Below are 15850 nucleotides of genomic sequence, written 5' to 3'. Positions count from 1 at the left end.
GGCCCCCGGCAAGCAGCTCACCGGGCGGGCGGGTTGACGGCCCGTGAGCCGAGGCCGGTCGGCCGGGGCGGCGGATGCCGCTCGGCCGCCTGTACCATCAGCAGCAGCGAGAGCGCGGCCAGACTGGCCAGAGACGCGCACACCGCGGTGAGTCCCGCGCTCAGCGGCGGCGCCACCGTGATCGCCAGGGCGCGGGAGACCTGCGCCGGGACGAACCTGCCTTCGACATAGCCGACCGCCGCCAGCACCGCCGGGACGACCGCCCCCGCCACCAGGGCCACCACGCCGGTACGCAGCGCCAGCAGCAGGGCCAGCAGCCCGCACAGCCCCGACACGATGAGGGCGAGGAGACAGACGAACAGGGGCACGCCCTGCCAGCGCAGCGGGAAGTAGGCCGCGCCGCACACCACGAGGGCCGCCGAGGCGATCCAGCTGGGCCAGAAGGCGGGTCGCCCGGCCCGCTCGCCCGCGGCCTTCCGCTCCCGGTCCGCGGCCGGATCCGGCGACGCACCCGGCTCGTCGTGCGGCTCCCGGGCCAGCCGCCCGATCAGCTCCGCGAGTTCCTCGACCGTGCGGTCGGCGGCGGCCGCGCGGATCGCCGCCCGGCCGCAGTGCGGCAGGTGCGGTGGCCGGTGCAGCAGCGCCACCAGCCGGGTGACGTCCTCCACGCAGCGGCCGCCGACCGCGGCGCGGATCGTGTCGTCGGCGTTGTCCGCCGGCCGCGGCGGCCGGGTCAGCTCGGCGACCAGCCGGGCGACGTCCTCCACCGGCCGGTCCAGGGCGACCGCGCGCAGGGCGTGCCGGACGGCCTCGGCGTGCTCGGGCGGTCCCTCCAGCAGGGTGACGAAGCGGAGGATCTCCTCCAGGGGCCGGTCGTCGACCGCCGCCCGGACGAGTCCGCCGACCGGGTCACCGGCGGCGTCCTCGTCCTCACCGCCTCCCACCATGGCTCCGGGCGGCCCGGACCAGCGGTTCTCGTCGGTGAAGTCGATGACGGCCTGGTTCGACTCGGATGGTGAAGAGCGGGTGGTCATGCTGGGCTCCATGGCAGGGTTGCGGCCGCTCCTGCACCCCCGAAGCGCGACACGCCTTTACCCCGCCATTACAAGGGCCGTGTCGACCGGCGCGCCACCGGGACGACGCAGCGGGGTGACGTCCGGTCATGGGTGGGCGGCAACGGGGGCGTCCGACGGGGCCGTGCCGGGCCTTTCGATGACCGCCTCCATCTGGTCCTGCGCACGGACCTGTTGCCCGGCTCGCCGACCGACACTTTTCGGACGCCGTGGGCGCCCGGACGCCAACGACTACGCTCCGTAAGGAAACCATTCACTCGTTCGATTCGTATAAGTCTCGGGAACCCGAAACGAAGTCAGCGGGCCAAGCGACGCCACAAGCAGCAACACCGCTTGGTCGCGGCTGCACCGACAGGGGAGAGACGATGCAACCGTTCGCGCTCAACTACGCTCGTCCGGCAGTGGAACGGGACGCCGCCACGCCGTACGCCTACGACTCCGGTCTGCAGTTGAACGTTCTCCTGGACGGACGGATCGCCGCATCCGACCACGCGCTGCTGAGAGAACTGGGCACCACGACCTCAACGGCGGGCTCCAAGACGCACTTCGACGACTGAGCTCGGCCGCGGAGATGACCGTACTGATCCTCACCGGCGAGGAGGACGTGACGGCGGACATGGTGGTGATGCACCTGAACGCCTCCTCGACTCCGGTGGTCCGGCTGGATCCGGCCGATCTGACCGCGGGCGCCGCCCTGTCGGGCGAGTGGGTCCACGGCTCCTTCAACGGGCATCTGTCGGCAGGCGGACGGCTGGTGAGCGTGAACCGCCTGCGTTCGGTCTGGGTGCGCAGGCCCGGGGTCCCGGCGATCCGGGCGGTCCGGCCGTCCGCATGGCTGACCGAGGAGGCCGCGCAGGCGCTGTACGGAATGCTGCGCGGCTGCGGAGCGCGCTGGATGAACCAGCCGGACGCGGCCGAGCGTGCCCGGCACAAGCCCTGGCAGCTGCGGCTCGCCCAGCGCAGCGGCCTGCCGGTGCCGGCCACGCTCATCACCACGTTCCCGCAGGCCGCACGGGAGTTCGCCGAGCGCTTCCCGGACCTGGTGGTCAAGCCGGTCTCCGGGTCCCATCCGCAGGAGCCGCCGAGGGCGGTGCCGACCAGCCGGGTCGCCCCGGACGCGGACTTCGGCGCGGTGGCCTACGGTCCGACCCTGCTGCAACGCAGGATCGCCAAGCGCGCCGACATCCGGCTGACCGCGGTCGGCGACACGCTGCTGGCCGCCCGCAAGGCGACCTCGGCGGACGCCGACCCCGAGGAGGTGGACGTCCGGTTCGCCAGGTCCGGGACGCCGTGGCGGGCGGCCGAGGTCCCGCCGCGCGTGGCCGCCGCGGTGCGCGCCTATCTGCGGCAGGCCGAACTGGCCTACGGCGCCTTCGATTTCGCCGAGGACGCCGACGGCACCTGGTGGTTCCTCGAGTGCAACCAGTCCGGCCAGTTCGGGTTCGTCGAGGTGGAGACCGGCCAGCCGATCGCGCGCACCATCGCCGAGTGGCTGGCCCGACCCGCCCCGCGGGAACGCGAGCACGCCGGCGGGAGGCGTACGGCGGCTCCTTGACGGCACGCCGTGCCAGGAGTGCACCCGTCCGGGTGCCGCGGGGTCGGACCGCCAAGGTCACGGGGTCGGACCGCCGGGTCAGACCGCCAGGGGCAAGGCGCCGTCCCCGTCGGCGTCGGCCCTCACGTCGGCGTCCGCTGCTCGCCGGGGGGCGAGCAGCAGGGCGTCCGCCTTCCCGATGGCCTCGTGGATGCCGGTGGCCCCCATCATGACGCACAAGGTGTAGCTGACGTCCTCCAGCTCCCGGGCCGTCTCGGCCCGCTCCCTCTCCGCCTGAGCGATCTTCAGCGACGCGTACCGCGTCAGCAACGTCCTGACGACCTTCGGGTCCGGAACCAGCACGGAGAGCCCCTCTCTCGATTTTTGCTCCGTATGCCCGCGGCACGCCGTGCCATGCGCGGCGACCGGCGTGCGGGCATATGTGTGACCGGATTCAGTCGATCCCCGGTGGCACGGCCACCGTGCGCCACCGGGGTACCGCCGGGTCTACCGGCCGCGGCCCCTGGATCCGCGCCGGGCCGCGGCGCGGCGCTCCCTGGCGGTCATGCCGCCCCGGACACCGTCGTACTCGCTGTTGCGCAGGGCCCACGCCCGGCACTCGCGCAGCACGGGGCACCGGTGGCACACCGCGCGGGCCTGCGCTATCTGACGCACCGACGGACCACTTTCCCCGAGCGGGAAGAACAGTTCGGGATCCTCGAAGCGGCACGCCCCGCGCTCGCGCCAGTTCTCGATCGTTCGGACCACGCTCACCGGGACCTCCGCTGAACACTCGGCCGCATGTTGTCCGGGCAGCTCCCGTCTGCGGCATCAGGGCGCCGCACGACCCGGCAGAGGTACCGCAATATAGGTGTTTTTCGGCCCCGCGGCCACGACTGGGTGAACGCCACGCAGAAGGCGTACAGGAGAACGCCCAGCCGTGAGCCCCTCGGAGCGGGGGGTCTGCGGCCACGGACCCGCTCGACGAGTGATTCTTCGCGCTGGTGGCCGAATCCGCGCAGTGGCTGCGGGCGGTCGGGGCCGCCCGGAGGTCCGGGGGTCCCCGCCTACGCGGCGAGCGCGGCGGCGAGCTCCGCCGTGGCCTCGGCGGTCTCACGGTCGCGGTCGTCGAGCAGCGCCGGCAGCGCGTCGCGCCGGGCGCGCACGGCCTGCCGCGCGCGGGGCTCCCACACCACGGGGTTCTCCCGGTGGTTGAGGAGCTTGGGGTAGACCGCGGCGACGCTCTCCCACTGCCGGGCTTCGGAGACGCCCCTGAGCAGCTGGATGATCTGCGGTCGGCAGGTCACGTGCGGAAGCCGGACGAGCTCCCACAGGAAGGGGACCGTGGCCGCGGTGGCCTGCTCCACCACGAAGCCGTACTGGCAGATCCGACCGCGCAGTTCGTCCAGCGCGGCGCGGGCGGTGCCGGCGTCGCCCGAGGCCACCTCGCGGAGCAACAGGGGGATGTCGGCCGCCGAGCCGGTGGAGTCCCTGATGTCGCTCCAGGGCACCTGCCTCAGGGTCGACAGCGGGGTCGCGCGGTCGGTGCCGGGCTGCTCCGTCGGTACGGTGCGCATGGCGTCGTCCTTTCCGGCGGCGGTCGTACGGGGAACGACGGTTCAGTGGGGTGGACGCGTCGACAGCCTCACCCAGACGGACTTGCCCGCCGGAGGCCTCGGGGTCCAGCCCCATTCCTCGGCCAGGGCGTCGACGATGCGCAGGCCCCGGCCGTGCTCCAGCAGGCTGGAGTCGGCCGGGGCGCGGCGTATGGACCGGCCGGCACAGGGGTCGGAGACGGTGATGAGCAGCTGGGCGGCGTCGACGGCGAGCCCGAGCCACACGGCCGTGTCGCCGGACGGGGCGTACGGCACCGCGTGCGTCGCCGCGTTGGCCGCGAGTTCGGTGACGATGACGGCGGCGTCGTCGGCGCAGTGGTCGAGCGACCATCTGCCCAAGGTCTCTCGTGTGAAGGCGCGGGCCCGGGCGAATCCCTCCCGGCCGCAGTCGATCCGCAGCGCTGCGGCCGCGAGCGCGCCGGGGGTCCCCTCCGCCCACGGCGCGATCACGGCGGCCGCACTCGGCGCTTCGAGCTCTCGGCTCACTGGTGAGGGCACGTCATCTCCCTGATGCGACGTCACCGAACAGCGTCCACAGGGGGTTGACGCCCCGGCTATTATCCACGCTGACAGCGTCCGTGTGCAATTGCACGCGAAATTTCTCGTGAAAATGCGCACGGACGTGCGAACGTGAACAGCAAGGAGACCGCGGTGCCACTGATGCGGAACGGAGTGCGGGCCAGTTCGCTGGACGCCCGCTGGATCAAGAGCCGGCACAGCAACGCCGAAGGCAACTGCGTGGAGGTCGCCACTCTGGTCGACGGTGGCATCGCGGTGCGCAACTCCCGTGACCCCGACGGCCCCGCGCTGGTCTACACCCCCGCGGAGGTGGCCGCGTTCGTGGCCGGCGCCAAGGAGGGCGAGTTCGACCATCTGCTGTGAAACGGAAGGAACATGCCGACTTCCACCGGCGAGTGCCCTCCGCAGCCGGACGGTACGGTACGGTGACTGCTCAGCCTGCCGGTCTACGGGGAGTCAGGATGTCCGCCGAGCCACATCGCATCTCCCGCCTCGAACCCTATCTGGACCGGCCCGAGCCGGCCCCGACCCTGCTGAAGATGCTGGTCGGCGTTCAGCTGGCGGGTTTTCGCGAGGACGCCGGCCTGTCCCAGGAGCAGTCGGCGCGTGAGCTCGGATTCAGTGCCGCGAAGCTTTCGCGCATCGAGTCGGGCAAGGGACGTCGCCCTCCGGCCGAGGGCGACGTCCGCGCCCTGCTGAAGCTGTACGGCACCGACGAGTACGGGTCCTCGGTCCTCCTCAGGCTGCTGCGGCGGGCGGGCGAACCCGGTTGGTGGCAGCGCTACGACAAGCGGCTGATGCCCGAGTGGTTCGACCGGCTGGTCGGCCTCCAGGAGGCGGCCGCCGCGATCCGCACCTTCGAGATCCAGTACGTACCCGGTCTGCTCCAGACCGCGGCGTACACCCGGGCGGTGGTGGAGCGCGGCCTGCCGACCGCCTCGGCGGGCGAGGTCCAGCGCCGCGTCGAACTGCGCATGCGGCGGGCCCAGTTGCTGCTGCGGCAGGACGCGCCGCAGGTGTGGGCGGTCGTTGACGAATCGGTCCTGCTGCGTGTTCTGGGCAGCCGCGAGGTCATGCGCAAGCAGCTCGAGCACCTCGCCACCATGGCGCAGCGCCCCAACGTGACCGTGCAGATCATCCCGTTGGACGTGACGAACGCGTCCGCGCCCGCCATCCCGATCACGTATCTCCGGTTCGGCGGCCTGGACCTGCCCGACGTCGTCTACCTCGAGCACATCAAGAGCGCCAACTTCCTCGAGGACCGCGACGAGACGGAGGAGTACCGGGTCGCCCTGGACCGGCTGGCCGACGAGGCGCTCACCCCGCAGGAGTCCCTGGCACTGCTGCGCAAGACGGCCAACGACCGTTACGCGTCCGCGTCCTAGGGCGACCTGAGGGGACGACCTGAGGCGATCCCGCCCGGGACGCACACCCCGACCGATACGAACGCCCCGTCCACAACCCGGTATCCGGGTCCTGGACGGGGCGTCGTCGTTCGCGTCGGTGCCGCCGTACGGTCGTCCGCTAGCGGATCAGGCCGATCCCGCCGAACTCCACCCACTCGCGGGTGAGCTGACGGGGGGCCACCTCGGTGTCCGGCCGCCAGGTGGACACTTCCACCAGGCCCGGCTCGAGCAGCTCCAGGCCCTCGAACCACTCGGCGACGTCCTTCTCCTGACGCACCCGGCCCCAGTGACCCTGCGTGACCTTGTCCATGAAGTCGGTGACGAAGGCCCGCACCTCGGGGTCCTCGCTGACCAGCTGGCACATGAGCATGACGCTGCCGGGCGCGAGCCGCTCCCGTACGCGCTCCACCACGGCGAGCGGGCCGTCGGTGTCACTGTCCGGGATGCAGTGGAACACCGAGTTGAACAGCACGGCCACCGGCTGCGAGAAGTCGATCAGGCGCTGGGTCTCGGGGTGCGAGAAGATCTGGTCGGTCTGCCGCAGGTCGGCGTGGATGACCGCGGTGCGCTCGTCCTGCTGCAGCAGGGCCCGGCCGTGGACCAGCACCATCGGGTCGTTGTCCACGTAGACCACGTGCGACTCGGGGTCGACGCGCTGGGCGACCTGGTGGACGTTGTCCTGGGTGGGCAGGCCGGAGCCGTGGTCGAGGAACTGCCGGATCCCGTGGTCCTCGGCGAGCGTGCGGACGGCTCGCTGCAGGAAGCGCCTGTTGTTCAGGGCGAGCCGGCGGGTGCTGGGGACGACCTTGTCGAGTTCCTCGCACGCGGACCGGTCGGCCGCGTAGTTGTCCTTGCCACCCAGATAGTGGTCGTACATACGTGCAGCCGTCGGCACGTTCTCGTCGATGTTCGTGGACAGCTGGTTCTCCGCAGGCATCGGTCCCCCAGATTCGCCGTTTCCACCGCGCCAACTGGGCCGGTCCGACTGAGAGTACATCCTAGGGAACCCGCGTCTTCCCACACCAGCGGACGGACGAACCACGGCCGGTGATGCCATCACGGTCTGTCCCGATCCTCATGAATTCTTCACGGAACGGCACCCATCAACCGCGCGGTTCTGAGCACTCGGATCCTCTGTCGAACAAGGAGCACCGATCGTCTGCCGGGCAAGGGGGCGTCATGGTCTTCGTCGCTGTTCTGCTGCTGCCGCTCATGTCCGTGCTGCTCGCGGTCCTGGACCACGTGGAGGAGCGGATCCTGGATCCGGCTCCGGCGCGCGGCCGCCGTGCCGGGCGCCGCGGACCTCTGCGCCTGCTCCCGGACGGCCACCGCCGCACCCGGGCCGGTACCGGCCCGGTCGGGTCCGCGGCGGACCCTCCCGGCTCCGGCGAACGGCAGCGGACCGTCTGAGCCGACGGGTGCCCCAGGCCGACAGGCACCCTCACGGCCGGCCGACGGCCGTCGACCCGTTCCGCGACGGCTTTCGCGCCCGCTTTCGTGCCCGCTTTCGTCCGCGGGCTTGCTCCGGTACCCGGTTCCTGTGACACGCTCGGTGACGACCGGCCGTACGGGGCCGGTCGTCACCCTGTCCGGCACAGTGGAAAGGCACCGGTATGCGCATCGGACTGCTCGGCACCGGCCCCTGGGCCCGGATGGTCCACGCTCCCGCCCTGAGCGAACACGGCGAGCTGGACTTCGCCGGCGTGTGGGGGCGACGGACGGCCGCCGCGAAGGATCTTGCCGAACGACACGGCACGCACGCCTACGACGACCTCGACGCCCTGCTGGCGGAGGTGGACGCGGTCGCCGTCGCGCTGCCCCCGCACGTGCAGGCCGACCTCGCGGTGCGGGCCGCGCGGGCCCACTGCCACCTGCTGCTCGACAAGCCGCTCGCCGCGACGGCGGAACAGGGCCGTGCGGTGGTCGGGGCCGTCCGCGAGACGGGGGTGGCCTCGGTGGTCTTCTTCACCACCCGCTTCCAGCCCGAGCCGGAGGCCTGGATCGCCGAGCAGGCGGCCCGGGGGGAGTGGTTCACGGCACGGGCCCAGTGGCTGGGCGCGGTGTTCACCGGCGACAGCCCGTTCGCCGCCTCGCCGTGGCGGCGGGAGAAGGGCGCGCTGTGGGACGTCGGCCCGCACGCGCTGTCGGTGCTGCTGCCGGTCCTCGGCGATGTGCGGCGCGTGACGGCGGCCGCGCACGGTCCCGGGGACACGGTGCACGCGGTCCTCGACCACGTGGGCGGCGCGTCCAGCACCCTGACCCTGAGCCTGACCGCTCCCCCGGCGGCGGCCGGGGCCACCGTGGAACTGCGGGGCGAGGCCGGGGTGACCCTGCTCCCGGAGAGCTCCGAGGACGCCGGCGCCGCGTTCGGGCGGGCGGCGGACGCGCTGCTCACCGCCGCGCGCACCGGGCGGCCGCACCCGTGCGACGCCGCGTTCGGGCTGCGGGTCACCGAGATACTCGCGGCGGCCGAGGCCATGCTGACCCACGACACGGACTGACCGACGCTCGTGCTCGCGCCGCGCCTCGCGGTCAGCCCACGTCCCACAGGAACCGGTGGGTGTGGATGCCGAAGTACGGGAACGACTGGACCTGCCGGACGCCCTCGATGGGGCGGACCACGTCGTTGACGAAGTCCAGCAGGTCCCGCGGGCCGGGCGCGACCACCTCGGCGAACAGGTCGAAGCCGCCGGAGGTCAGCACCGAGTAGACCACCTCGGGCCGCCCGGCCAGTTCGTCGGCGACCGCCCGCGGGTCGCCGTCCACGCCGATGCCGAGCAGGGCCATGGCCTGACCGCCCATGGCCATCGGATCGGTCACGCCGACCACCTGGACGGCCTTGGAGTCCAGCAGGCGCTGGAGCCGCTGGCGGGCGGCGGACGCGGACAGACCGACCTTGGGGCCGAGGTCCGCGTAGGCGATACGTCCGTCGGTCTGCAACTCGCGCAGGATGGCCCGGTCGATCTCGTCCACGTGTGTCGCTCTCCCTCTCCGGCCGGCTCGCCCCAGCGTAGGCCCTGCCGTCAGCCGCGCGGTTCGGCCAGGGCGGCGGCGAGGTCCTCGGTGTGCGCGTCGGCGTCCCGCTCGGTCGTTCCGCCTTGCCGAGGCGGTCCGCGGGCCGTTCCATGGGCGTATGCGTCCCTGCGTGGCCGTCGCCGGTCCCCAGGAGGCCTCCGCGCGGGAGGCGGATCTCGCGCGGCGGGTGGGCGCGCTTCTGGCCCGGCGGGGGGCGGTCGTGGTGTGCGGGGGCCTGGGCGGGGTCATGGAGGCCTGCGCGCAGGGCGTGCGGTCGGCGGACGGTACGGTCGTCGGCCTGCTGCCGGGGCGGGACCGGGCCGCCGGGAGCCGGCACCTGAGCCTCGCCGTGGCGACCGGTCTGGGCGAGCTGCGCAACGGGGTGCTCGTGAACACCTGCGACGCCCTCATCGCGGTGGGCGGCGGCTGGGGCACGCTCAGCGAGGTGGCGCTGGCCCTGCGGGCGGGCAGGCCGGTCGCCCTGCTGGAGAGCTGGGCCCTGCCGGACGCGCCGTCCGCCACGGGCGGGATGCGCGGACCGGTCGAGGTGGAGACGCCGGCGGCGGCCGTCGAGGCGGTCCTGCCCTCACCGCCGAGCGCACCGGTGCGGCTGGACCGCTGAGCGCCGGGCGGCACGGGACCGGTCCCCCGTTCCGGTCCCGTGTCCGCGGCTCGTCGAACCTATGTGTACCGGGGGTCCGTTGGGTACCGCGCCGGTGCCCCTTCCGCCCGGCGGAGGACTCACCCGTGCACAAGTGAGTCCGGAATGCCCGCCTTCACTCCGTGCCGAGCGCGGGCGGTTCGAGGTCGCCCACCGCCAGATGGGCCAGGACGACCTCGTACAGGTCGCCGCCGGCGGCGAGGAGCTGGCGTTCCAGGACGGGCTCCACCCCGCGGACGTGCTCGCGGACGGTCTGCGCGTGCACGCCGAGCAGGTGCGCGGCGCGCTCGGCGTTGCCGCCTGCGGTGATCCAGGTGCGGAGTGTGCCGCGCAGGTCCCGCGCGTCCGCCCCCAGACGGCCGAGGAGCTCGCGTGCCCAGGTGCGCAGCGCCGGGCCGGACAGCAGGTCGCCGAGGCGTACCGCGCCCGACTGCGGCGCCGGGGCCGCGGCCGGCTGGTGGTCGAAGCCGGCCTGGGTGTTCAGGGCGAGGTGGACCACGGCCCGGGAGGCCAGGCTGCCGAAGTCCGCGCCGACCAGTCCCTCCACCCGCTCCATACGGGCCCGTACCGTGTTGCGGCTCACTCCGAGGACCTTCGCCGCGCTCACGGCGGTGAACTCCAGCCCCAGCCGGGTGGTGGCGAGCAGTTCGGCGCGCGTGTGGTGCGCCAGCGTGTCCAGCGGCCGCAGCAGCCGGGCGGACCAGGCACGCAGCGCCTCAGGGTCCATCAGGCGCTCGGGGTGGCTGCGCTCGGCGTACACGGCGGCACCCTCGGGGCGGAACCGGGCGACCGCGAGGGCGCTCACGGCCTGCCCGTACGCGGTGGCCGTCCGGGCCAGGTTGTGCCGGATGCTGCCGCCGAGGAACGTGCGCGACCGCTCGCCGACCAGCGAGCGCAGGTTGCGGCCGTCGGCCTCGAGGGGCGCCACCACGATCACGTGCTCGTCCACCGCCGGGCAGAGCACCACCAGGGCCCGTTCCCCGGTGGCGTCCCGGCACTCGGCGGCCAGCCGGTCGCGTTCGGCGCGGTGGGTTTCGACGACGTAGACCCAGGCGGCGTCCGTGTCGAGCAGTCCGGGCCACAGGCCGGCGGCCACCCGGCGGGCCGAAACGGTGTCCTCCACCATCAGCAGTTGCAGGATCGCCAGCCGCAGGGCCGCCGTCGCCTTTTCGAGCCGGTGCCCGGCGACGGTCGACTCGTGGGCCCGCAGCAGCAGTTCGAGCACCCCGGCGGTATGGGTGACCATGTCGGCGGCCTGCCGGTCGAAGGGCTCGGTGCGGGAGACGGCCAGGACCCGGGCCGACCGCGGATGCGGGCCCGCCACCCGCACCAGGCGGACGTGGCGTCCGCGGTCCTCCAGCGCGGCGGAGGCGAACCGGCCGGCGACGACCTCCGCGACCACGTCCTCGTCCAGGGCCACCGGCTCGCCGGCCAGCAGGGTGCCGCCGCCGTCCAGCAGGCAGCCGGTCCCGTGCACGGAGGCGGCGAGCCAGGCGACCACCTTGCGCACGTCCCGCCCGGTCGGCCGCAACTGGTCGAGCAGCCCCTCGGCCCACGACTCCCGGTCGGCCCGTCCCGGGTCCCCGCTGGTTCCGTCGTCTCGCCCGGCCATGTCGGCCCTCTCCATCCGTCGCATGTCCGTGGCCTTGACCTCGGTGTTTCCAGTCCGCGACGTTACCAGGCAGTACCGTTCCCATGGACTGAGCGGGAGTGAGCCAGGGGGTCCCTCACGGGGAGGCAGCGTCCGGGGTCCCGAGGCGGCGCGTTTCCGTCCCTCGGCTCGGTCGTTCCAAATCGACGTGCAGGGCTGCTTGTTGATGCATGATCAGCACGAAGAGCGCGAGAAGCACGCACCTTCGCACGAAAGGCACCACGTCATGCCTCCTTCCGAGACGGCAGTCCCCAGCCCCGCCGACCTCCTGGCTGCCATGCCCTTCGCCGGCCGACTGGGCGTCGAACTCCACGAGGCCACCCCCGACCGGGCCGTGGGCAGTCTGCCCTGGTCCCCGGAGGTCTGCACCGCGGGCGGGGTCCTGCACGGCGGGGCCCTGATGGCGCTGGCCGACTCCGTCGGCGCCGTCTGCGCCTACCTCAACCTCCCGCCGGGTGCCGGCACGTCCACGGTGGAGTCCAAGACCAACTTCCTACGGCCGGTGGCCTCCGGGCGGGTCCACGCCACGGCCCGCCCCCTGCACGTCGGCGGCACCCTGGTCGTCGTACAGACCGATCTACGGGACGACAAGGACCGGCTCGTGGGACAGACCACCCAGACCCAGATCGTGCTCGCTGCGAAGGGCGACGCCACGAGCTGACCCTGGGGAGCGGAGTGGTGGGGCGGCGCGCGGGGGGCGTTGGCGGGGGCCTGCGTGGTGGTGGGTGGGGTTCGGCATAAGCTCGGCGGATGGCGAAGTACTTCGACGTGCACCCCGACAATCCGCAGCCGCGCGCGATCCGTCAGGTCGCGGACAGCGTGCGCGACGGCGCGCTGATCGCGTATCCGACCGACTCCTGCTATGCCCTGGGCTGCCGGCTGGGCAGCCGGGAGGGCATCGAGCGGATCCGGACGATCCGGCACCTGGACGACCGGCACCACTTCACCCTGGTCTGCCAGGACTTCGCGCAGCTCGGCCAGTTCGTGCGGATCGACAACGACGTCTTCCGCGCCATCAAGGCGTCCACGCCCGGCAGTTACACCTTCATCCTCCCCGCCACGAGGGAGGTGCCGCGCATGTTGCAGCATCCCAAGAAGAAGACCGTCGGGGTGCGCATCCCCGACCACGTCGTCACCCAGGCCCTGCTCACGGAGCTCGGGGAGCCGCTGCTGTCCAGCACGCTGTTGCTGCCCGACGAGGAGGAGCCGATGACGCAGGGCTGGGAGATCAAGGACCGGCTCGACCACGTGGTGGACGCGGTGGTCGACTCGGGCGACTGCGGCACCGAGCCGACCACGGTGGTCGACTTCTCCGGCGGCGAGGCGGAGATCGTACGGCGGGGAGCGGGCGACACCTCACGGTTCGAGTGAGGGACCGGCTCGAACGGCGGGCGGCCACGGGCGACGGGCGTCCGCCACCGCCGTAAGGTCCGCCCCCGCACAGGAGCCGCACGGCAGGTTCCTGACGACAGCCTCCTGATTGACATGTACGCACCCTAGACGGGATTCTGAGAGCGCTCTCACTTCAGGTACGGACCAACCAACTCCGTATCCCCCCAACCCCCCACGGAGGTGGAGCATGCTCAGCAGGTTCAAGGTGCTCGCGGCGACAGGGGCCACGGCCCTCGTCGGCGCACTGCTCGGACTCGGCGTCCCCGCCCCGGCCGACGCGGCGGTGCCCGACACGATCCCACTCGAGGTGACCAACGATTCCGGCCGCGGCGAGACGCTGTACGTCTACGACATCGGTACCTCCCTGGCGACCGGTCAGCAGGGCTGGGCCGACGCCGACGGCACGTTCCACCCGTGGCCGGAGGGCGGGAACCCGCCGACCCCCGCACCCGACGCCTCCATCCCCGGGCCCGCCGCGGGGCAGTCGGCGACCATCCGGATCCCCAAGTTCTCCGGGCGCATCTACTTCTCCTACGGCCAGAAACTCGACTTCCGGCTGACCACGGGCGGACTGGTCCAGCCCGCCGTGCAGAACCCGAGCGACCCCAACCACGACATCCTCTTCAACTGGTCCGAGTACACGCTGAACGACGCGGGGTTGTGGCTCAACAGCACCCAGGTGGACATGTTCTCCGCGCCGTACTCGGTGGGTGTCCGGGGCGCCGGCGGGAACACCGTCACCACCGGCCGCCTCCAGCCGGGCGGCTACCAGGCCGTGTTCGACGCCCTGCGCGCCCAACCCGGCGGCTGGGGCGGCCTGATCCAGACCCGGTCCGACGGCACCGTGCTGCGCGCGCTCTCCCCCGGGCACGGCATGGAGAACGGCGACCTGCCGGGCGATGTGATGGACGACTACGTCAACCGGGTGTGGGAGAAGTACGCCGGCACCACGCTGACCGTCACCCCCTTCGGGGACCAGCCCGACATCCGCTACTACGGCCGGGTCTCGGGCGACGTCATGAACTTCACCGACGACTCGGGCGCCGTCGTCACCAGCTTCCAGAAGCCGGACGCCGACAGCGTCTTCGGCTGCCACAAGCAGCTGGACGCGCCGAACGACAATGTCCGCGGCCCCATCTCCCGCACCCTGTGCGCCGCCTTCAACCGCTCCACGCTCCTGGTCAACCCCGACCAGCCGGACGCCACGGCGGCGAACTTCTACCAGGACGCGGTCACCAACCACTACGCGCGGATCATCCATGACCGGATGGCCGACGCGAAGGCCTACGCGTTCGCCTTCGACGACGTCGGCAACCAGGAGTCCCTGGTCCACGACGGCGATCCGCAGCAGGCCTACCTCACCCTCGATCCCCTGGACTAGTTCCCCTCCAGACAGACGAGTTGACTGCGGAGGGGTCCGGCGCCACGCTCGCCGGACCCCTCTCGTACGCCCGGCATGATCATTGTTACGGTGCACCGCGTGTCCAACTCCTCACGCGATACCGTCGAAGGTGCCGGCTGGACGGCCGCCGAACCCGGCTCGTACCGGCAGTTACTCCCCGACAGAGTGCGGAAGCTGTCCTGGCTCGACCCGCGCGTCCTGTGGGCCGCCCGCAACGGGGTGGTCGCCTCCTGGTTCGGGGATCCCACGGGCCGCACCCGGGCCCGGTGGGTGGCGCAGCAGGCGGCGGCCGGCGCCCCGGCGGACAAGGTGATACGGCGACCGGAGGGCGACCGCTTCTCCTTCCTGGTCGTCGGGGACACCGGCGCGGGCGACGACTCGCAGTACGCCGTCGTGCCCGGCCTGCTGGAGGCGGGGCGGGGAACGGCGTTCGCCGTGATCGCCAGTGACGTGATCTACCCGGTCGGAAGCACCGGCGACTACGACACCAAGTTCTTCCGCCCGTACCAGGACTATCCGGCCCCGATCTACGCGATACCCGGGAACCACGACTGGTACGAGGACCTCGGCGGTTTCATGCGCGTCTTCTGCGACGACGCCCCACCGCTGCCGCCCGAGCCGCGGCCCCGGCCGCTCGGCCGCGCCTGGTGGCGTGCGCTGCTGTGGCACCGGCCGCGTCCGGTGGACGAGCAAGGCCTCGCCGAGGCACGGAAGTCGCGGTCGCAGCCGGGTCAACAGGCCGTCCAGCCGGGCCCGTACTGGGCGATCGACGCCGGGCCGGTGCGGATCGTCGGCATCGACACCGGACTGCTCGGCACGATCGACGCCGAGCAGGGCGCCTGGCTGCGGGAGGTCTCACGAGGGCCCCGCCCGAAGATCCTCCTCACCGGATCACCGCTGTACGTGGACGGCGAGCACCATCCCTGCCCCATCGAGGGCGGCGGGACCGTCGACGACATCGTGCGCGACCCGGCCCACCACTACGTGGCGGCGATCGGCGGCGACATCCACAACTACCAGCGCTACCCGGTCGACGTGGACGGCCGCACCGTCCAGTACGTCGTCTCCGGCGGCGGGGGCGCGTTCATGCACGCCACCCACACCATCCCGCGCGTGTCCGTCGCGAACGTCACCGAGTCGGACTTCCGCTGCTATCCGCTGCGCGGCGACTCCCTGGCCTTCTACAGCAGGGTGTACGCCCGCCGGCTGCGGCTGCGCCGCTTCTTCACGCTCAGCGAGGCCGAGGCGATGGCCGTCGTCGCCGAACGGCTCGGCGTCCCGTCCGTCCGTCCCGAAGGCGAGCCCGTACGGGTCACCCGGCGCGTCCGCCTGGTGGCGAGCCTGCTCGGCGCCGGCCTCCGCCCGGAGCGCCGGGCCCGCGTCCGCCTCCCGGTGCGCAAGCTCTACACCCAGCTGTTCTCCCCCACTTCGGCCACGTACAGCCCGCCGTTCTTCAAGTCGTTCCTGCGTCTGGACGTCACCGGGGAGGCGGTCCGGCTGCGCTGCTTCGCCGCGACCGGCGGACGGGCCCAGGAGGTCAGCCCGCCGGTCGAGGACGAGGTCACCATCCCGCTGACCTGA

18 protein-coding genes and 1 pseudogene are annotated in these 15850 nt (G+C 72.6%); 11 read left to right on the top strand and 8 right to left on the bottom strand.

What is annotated here, in order from left to right:
* Positions 1-17: 17 nt before the first annotated feature.
* Positions 18-1034 carry a hypothetical protein gene (locus ACIHCX_RS31880; protein ID WP_400035666.1) on the bottom strand — a complete coding sequence of 339 codons (1017 nt, stop codon included), beginning with the start codon at positions 1032-1034 and terminating at the stop codon, positions 18-20.
* A 404-nt stretch (positions 1035-1438) separates the two neighbouring features.
* Here ACIHCX_RS31880 and tgmA point away from each other — a divergent pair, with 404 nt between their 5' ends.
* Positions 1439-1630, top strand: coding sequence for a putative ATP-grasp-modified RiPP (gene tgmA, locus ACIHCX_RS31875; protein WP_400035664.1), 192 nt, complete (start codon positions 1439-1441; stop codon positions 1628-1630).
* A gap of 14 nt (positions 1631-1644) precedes the next feature.
* Positions 1645-2628 (top strand): ATP-grasp ribosomal peptide maturase, encoded by a 984-nt coding sequence (gene tgmB / locus ACIHCX_RS31870; protein ID WP_400035662.1) that lies wholly within the window; start codon positions 1645-1647, stop codon positions 2626-2628.
* A gap of 78 nt (positions 2629-2706) precedes the next feature.
* On the opposite strand, the gene ACIHCX_RS31865 is transcribed toward tgmB, so the two are convergent.
* From ACIHCX_RS31865 to ACIHCX_RS31850, 4 genes are all read right to left on the bottom strand, one after another.
* The gene (locus ACIHCX_RS31865) at positions 2707-2970 is read right to left on the bottom strand and encodes a DUF5133 domain-containing protein (RefSeq protein WP_400035660.1); all 264 of its coding nucleotides are present in this window, start codon (positions 2968-2970) and stop codon (positions 2707-2709) included.
* A 144-nt stretch (positions 2971-3114) separates the two neighbouring features.
* Positions 3115-3381, bottom strand: coding sequence for a WhiB family transcriptional regulator (locus ACIHCX_RS31860; protein WP_400035658.1), 267 nt, complete (start codon positions 3379-3381; stop codon positions 3115-3117).
* Between the two features lie 293 nt (positions 3382-3674).
* The gene (locus tag ACIHCX_RS31855) at positions 3675-4184 is read right to left on the bottom strand and encodes a hypothetical protein (RefSeq protein ID WP_400035656.1); all 510 of its coding nucleotides are present in this window, start codon (positions 4182-4184) and stop codon (positions 3675-3677) included.
* A 42-nt stretch (positions 4185-4226) separates the two neighbouring features.
* Complete coding sequence (locus ACIHCX_RS31850; protein ID WP_400035654.1) at positions 4227-4721, bottom strand: ATP-binding protein; 495 nt, start codon at positions 4719-4721, stop codon at positions 4227-4229.
* A gap of 153 nt (positions 4722-4874) precedes the next feature.
* On the opposite strand from ACIHCX_RS31850, the gene ACIHCX_RS31845 reads away from it, so the two are divergent.
* Entirely contained in the window at positions 4875-5105 is a 231-nt protein-coding gene (locus ACIHCX_RS31845) for a DUF397 domain-containing protein (protein ID WP_400035913.1), read from the top strand.
* A gap of 98 nt (positions 5106-5203) precedes the next feature.
* Positions 5204-6127, top strand: coding sequence for a helix-turn-helix domain-containing protein (locus ACIHCX_RS31840; RefSeq protein ID WP_400035652.1), 924 nt, complete (start codon positions 5204-5206; stop codon positions 6125-6127).
* A 139-nt stretch (positions 6128-6266) separates the two neighbouring features.
* Here ACIHCX_RS31840 and ACIHCX_RS31835 read toward each other — a convergent pair whose 3' ends face one another.
* A complete protein-coding gene (locus ACIHCX_RS31835; RefSeq protein WP_400035650.1) occupies positions 6267-7085 on the bottom strand; it encodes an SAM-dependent methyltransferase in 819 nt (272 codons plus the stop codon).
* Between the two features lie 242 nt (positions 7086-7327).
* On the opposite strand from ACIHCX_RS31835, the gene ACIHCX_RS31830 reads away from it, so the two are divergent.
* Together ACIHCX_RS31830 and ACIHCX_RS31825 are read left to right on the top strand one after the other, a co-directional pair.
* Entirely contained in the window at positions 7328-7558 is a 231-nt protein-coding gene (locus ACIHCX_RS31830) for a hypothetical protein (protein ID WP_400035648.1), read from the top strand.
* A 203-nt stretch (positions 7559-7761) separates the two neighbouring features.
* Entirely contained in the window at positions 7762-8649 is an 888-nt protein-coding gene (locus tag ACIHCX_RS31825) for a Gfo/Idh/MocA family protein (RefSeq protein ID WP_400035646.1), read from the top strand.
* 31 nt (positions 8650-8680) lie between these two features.
* Here ACIHCX_RS31825 and ACIHCX_RS31820 read toward each other — a convergent pair whose 3' ends face one another.
* Complete coding sequence (locus tag ACIHCX_RS31820) at positions 8681-9121, bottom strand: Lrp/AsnC family transcriptional regulator (protein ID WP_100571873.1); 441 nt, start codon at positions 9119-9121, stop codon at positions 8681-8683.
* A 160-nt stretch (positions 9122-9281) separates the two neighbouring features.
* On the opposite strand from ACIHCX_RS31820, the gene ACIHCX_RS31815 reads away from it, so the two are divergent.
* A complete protein-coding gene (locus tag ACIHCX_RS31815) occupies positions 9282-9785 on the top strand; it encodes a TIGR00725 family protein (protein WP_400035643.1) in 504 nt (167 codons plus the stop codon).
* 119 nt (positions 9786-9904) lie between these two features.
* Here ACIHCX_RS31815 and ACIHCX_RS31810 read toward each other — a convergent pair.
* Positions 9905-11436, bottom strand: a pseudogene (locus ACIHCX_RS31810) (helix-turn-helix domain-containing protein).
* 265 nt (positions 11437-11701) lie between these two features.
* Here ACIHCX_RS31810 and ACIHCX_RS31805 point away from each other — a divergent pair.
* The 4 genes from ACIHCX_RS31805 to ACIHCX_RS31790 all read left to right on the top strand — a co-directional run bounded on the left by ACIHCX_RS31805 (position 11702) and on the right by ACIHCX_RS31790 (position 15850).
* Entirely contained in the window at positions 11702-12136 is a 435-nt protein-coding gene (locus ACIHCX_RS31805; RefSeq protein ID WP_400035641.1) for a PaaI family thioesterase, read from the top strand.
* Positions 12137-12225: 89 nt separating this feature from the next.
* Positions 12226-12846, top strand: a complete 621-nt coding sequence (locus ACIHCX_RS31800) for an L-threonylcarbamoyladenylate synthase (RefSeq protein WP_400035639.1) — start codon at positions 12226-12228, stop codon at positions 12844-12846.
* Positions 12847-13054: 208 nt separating this feature from the next.
* On the top strand, positions 13055-14248 hold the full coding sequence (locus tag ACIHCX_RS31795) for a glycoside hydrolase family 64 protein (protein ID WP_400035637.1): 1194 nt from the start codon (positions 13055-13057) through the stop codon (positions 14246-14248).
* Positions 14249-14347: 99 nt separating this feature from the next.
* Positions 14348-15850: a metallophosphoesterase family protein gene (locus ACIHCX_RS31790; RefSeq protein ID WP_400035635.1), complete on the top strand. Its 1503-nt coding sequence runs from the start codon at positions 14348-14350 to the stop codon at positions 15848-15850.

It is taken from the genome of Streptomyces sp. NPDC052043, from assembly GCF_044548235.1.
Lineage (GTDB): Bacteria > Actinomycetota > Actinomycetes > Streptomycetales > Streptomycetaceae > Streptomyces.
The sequence above is the reverse complement of the archived record's forward strand: the minus strand, read 5'-3'. Positions and strand labels throughout refer to the sequence as shown.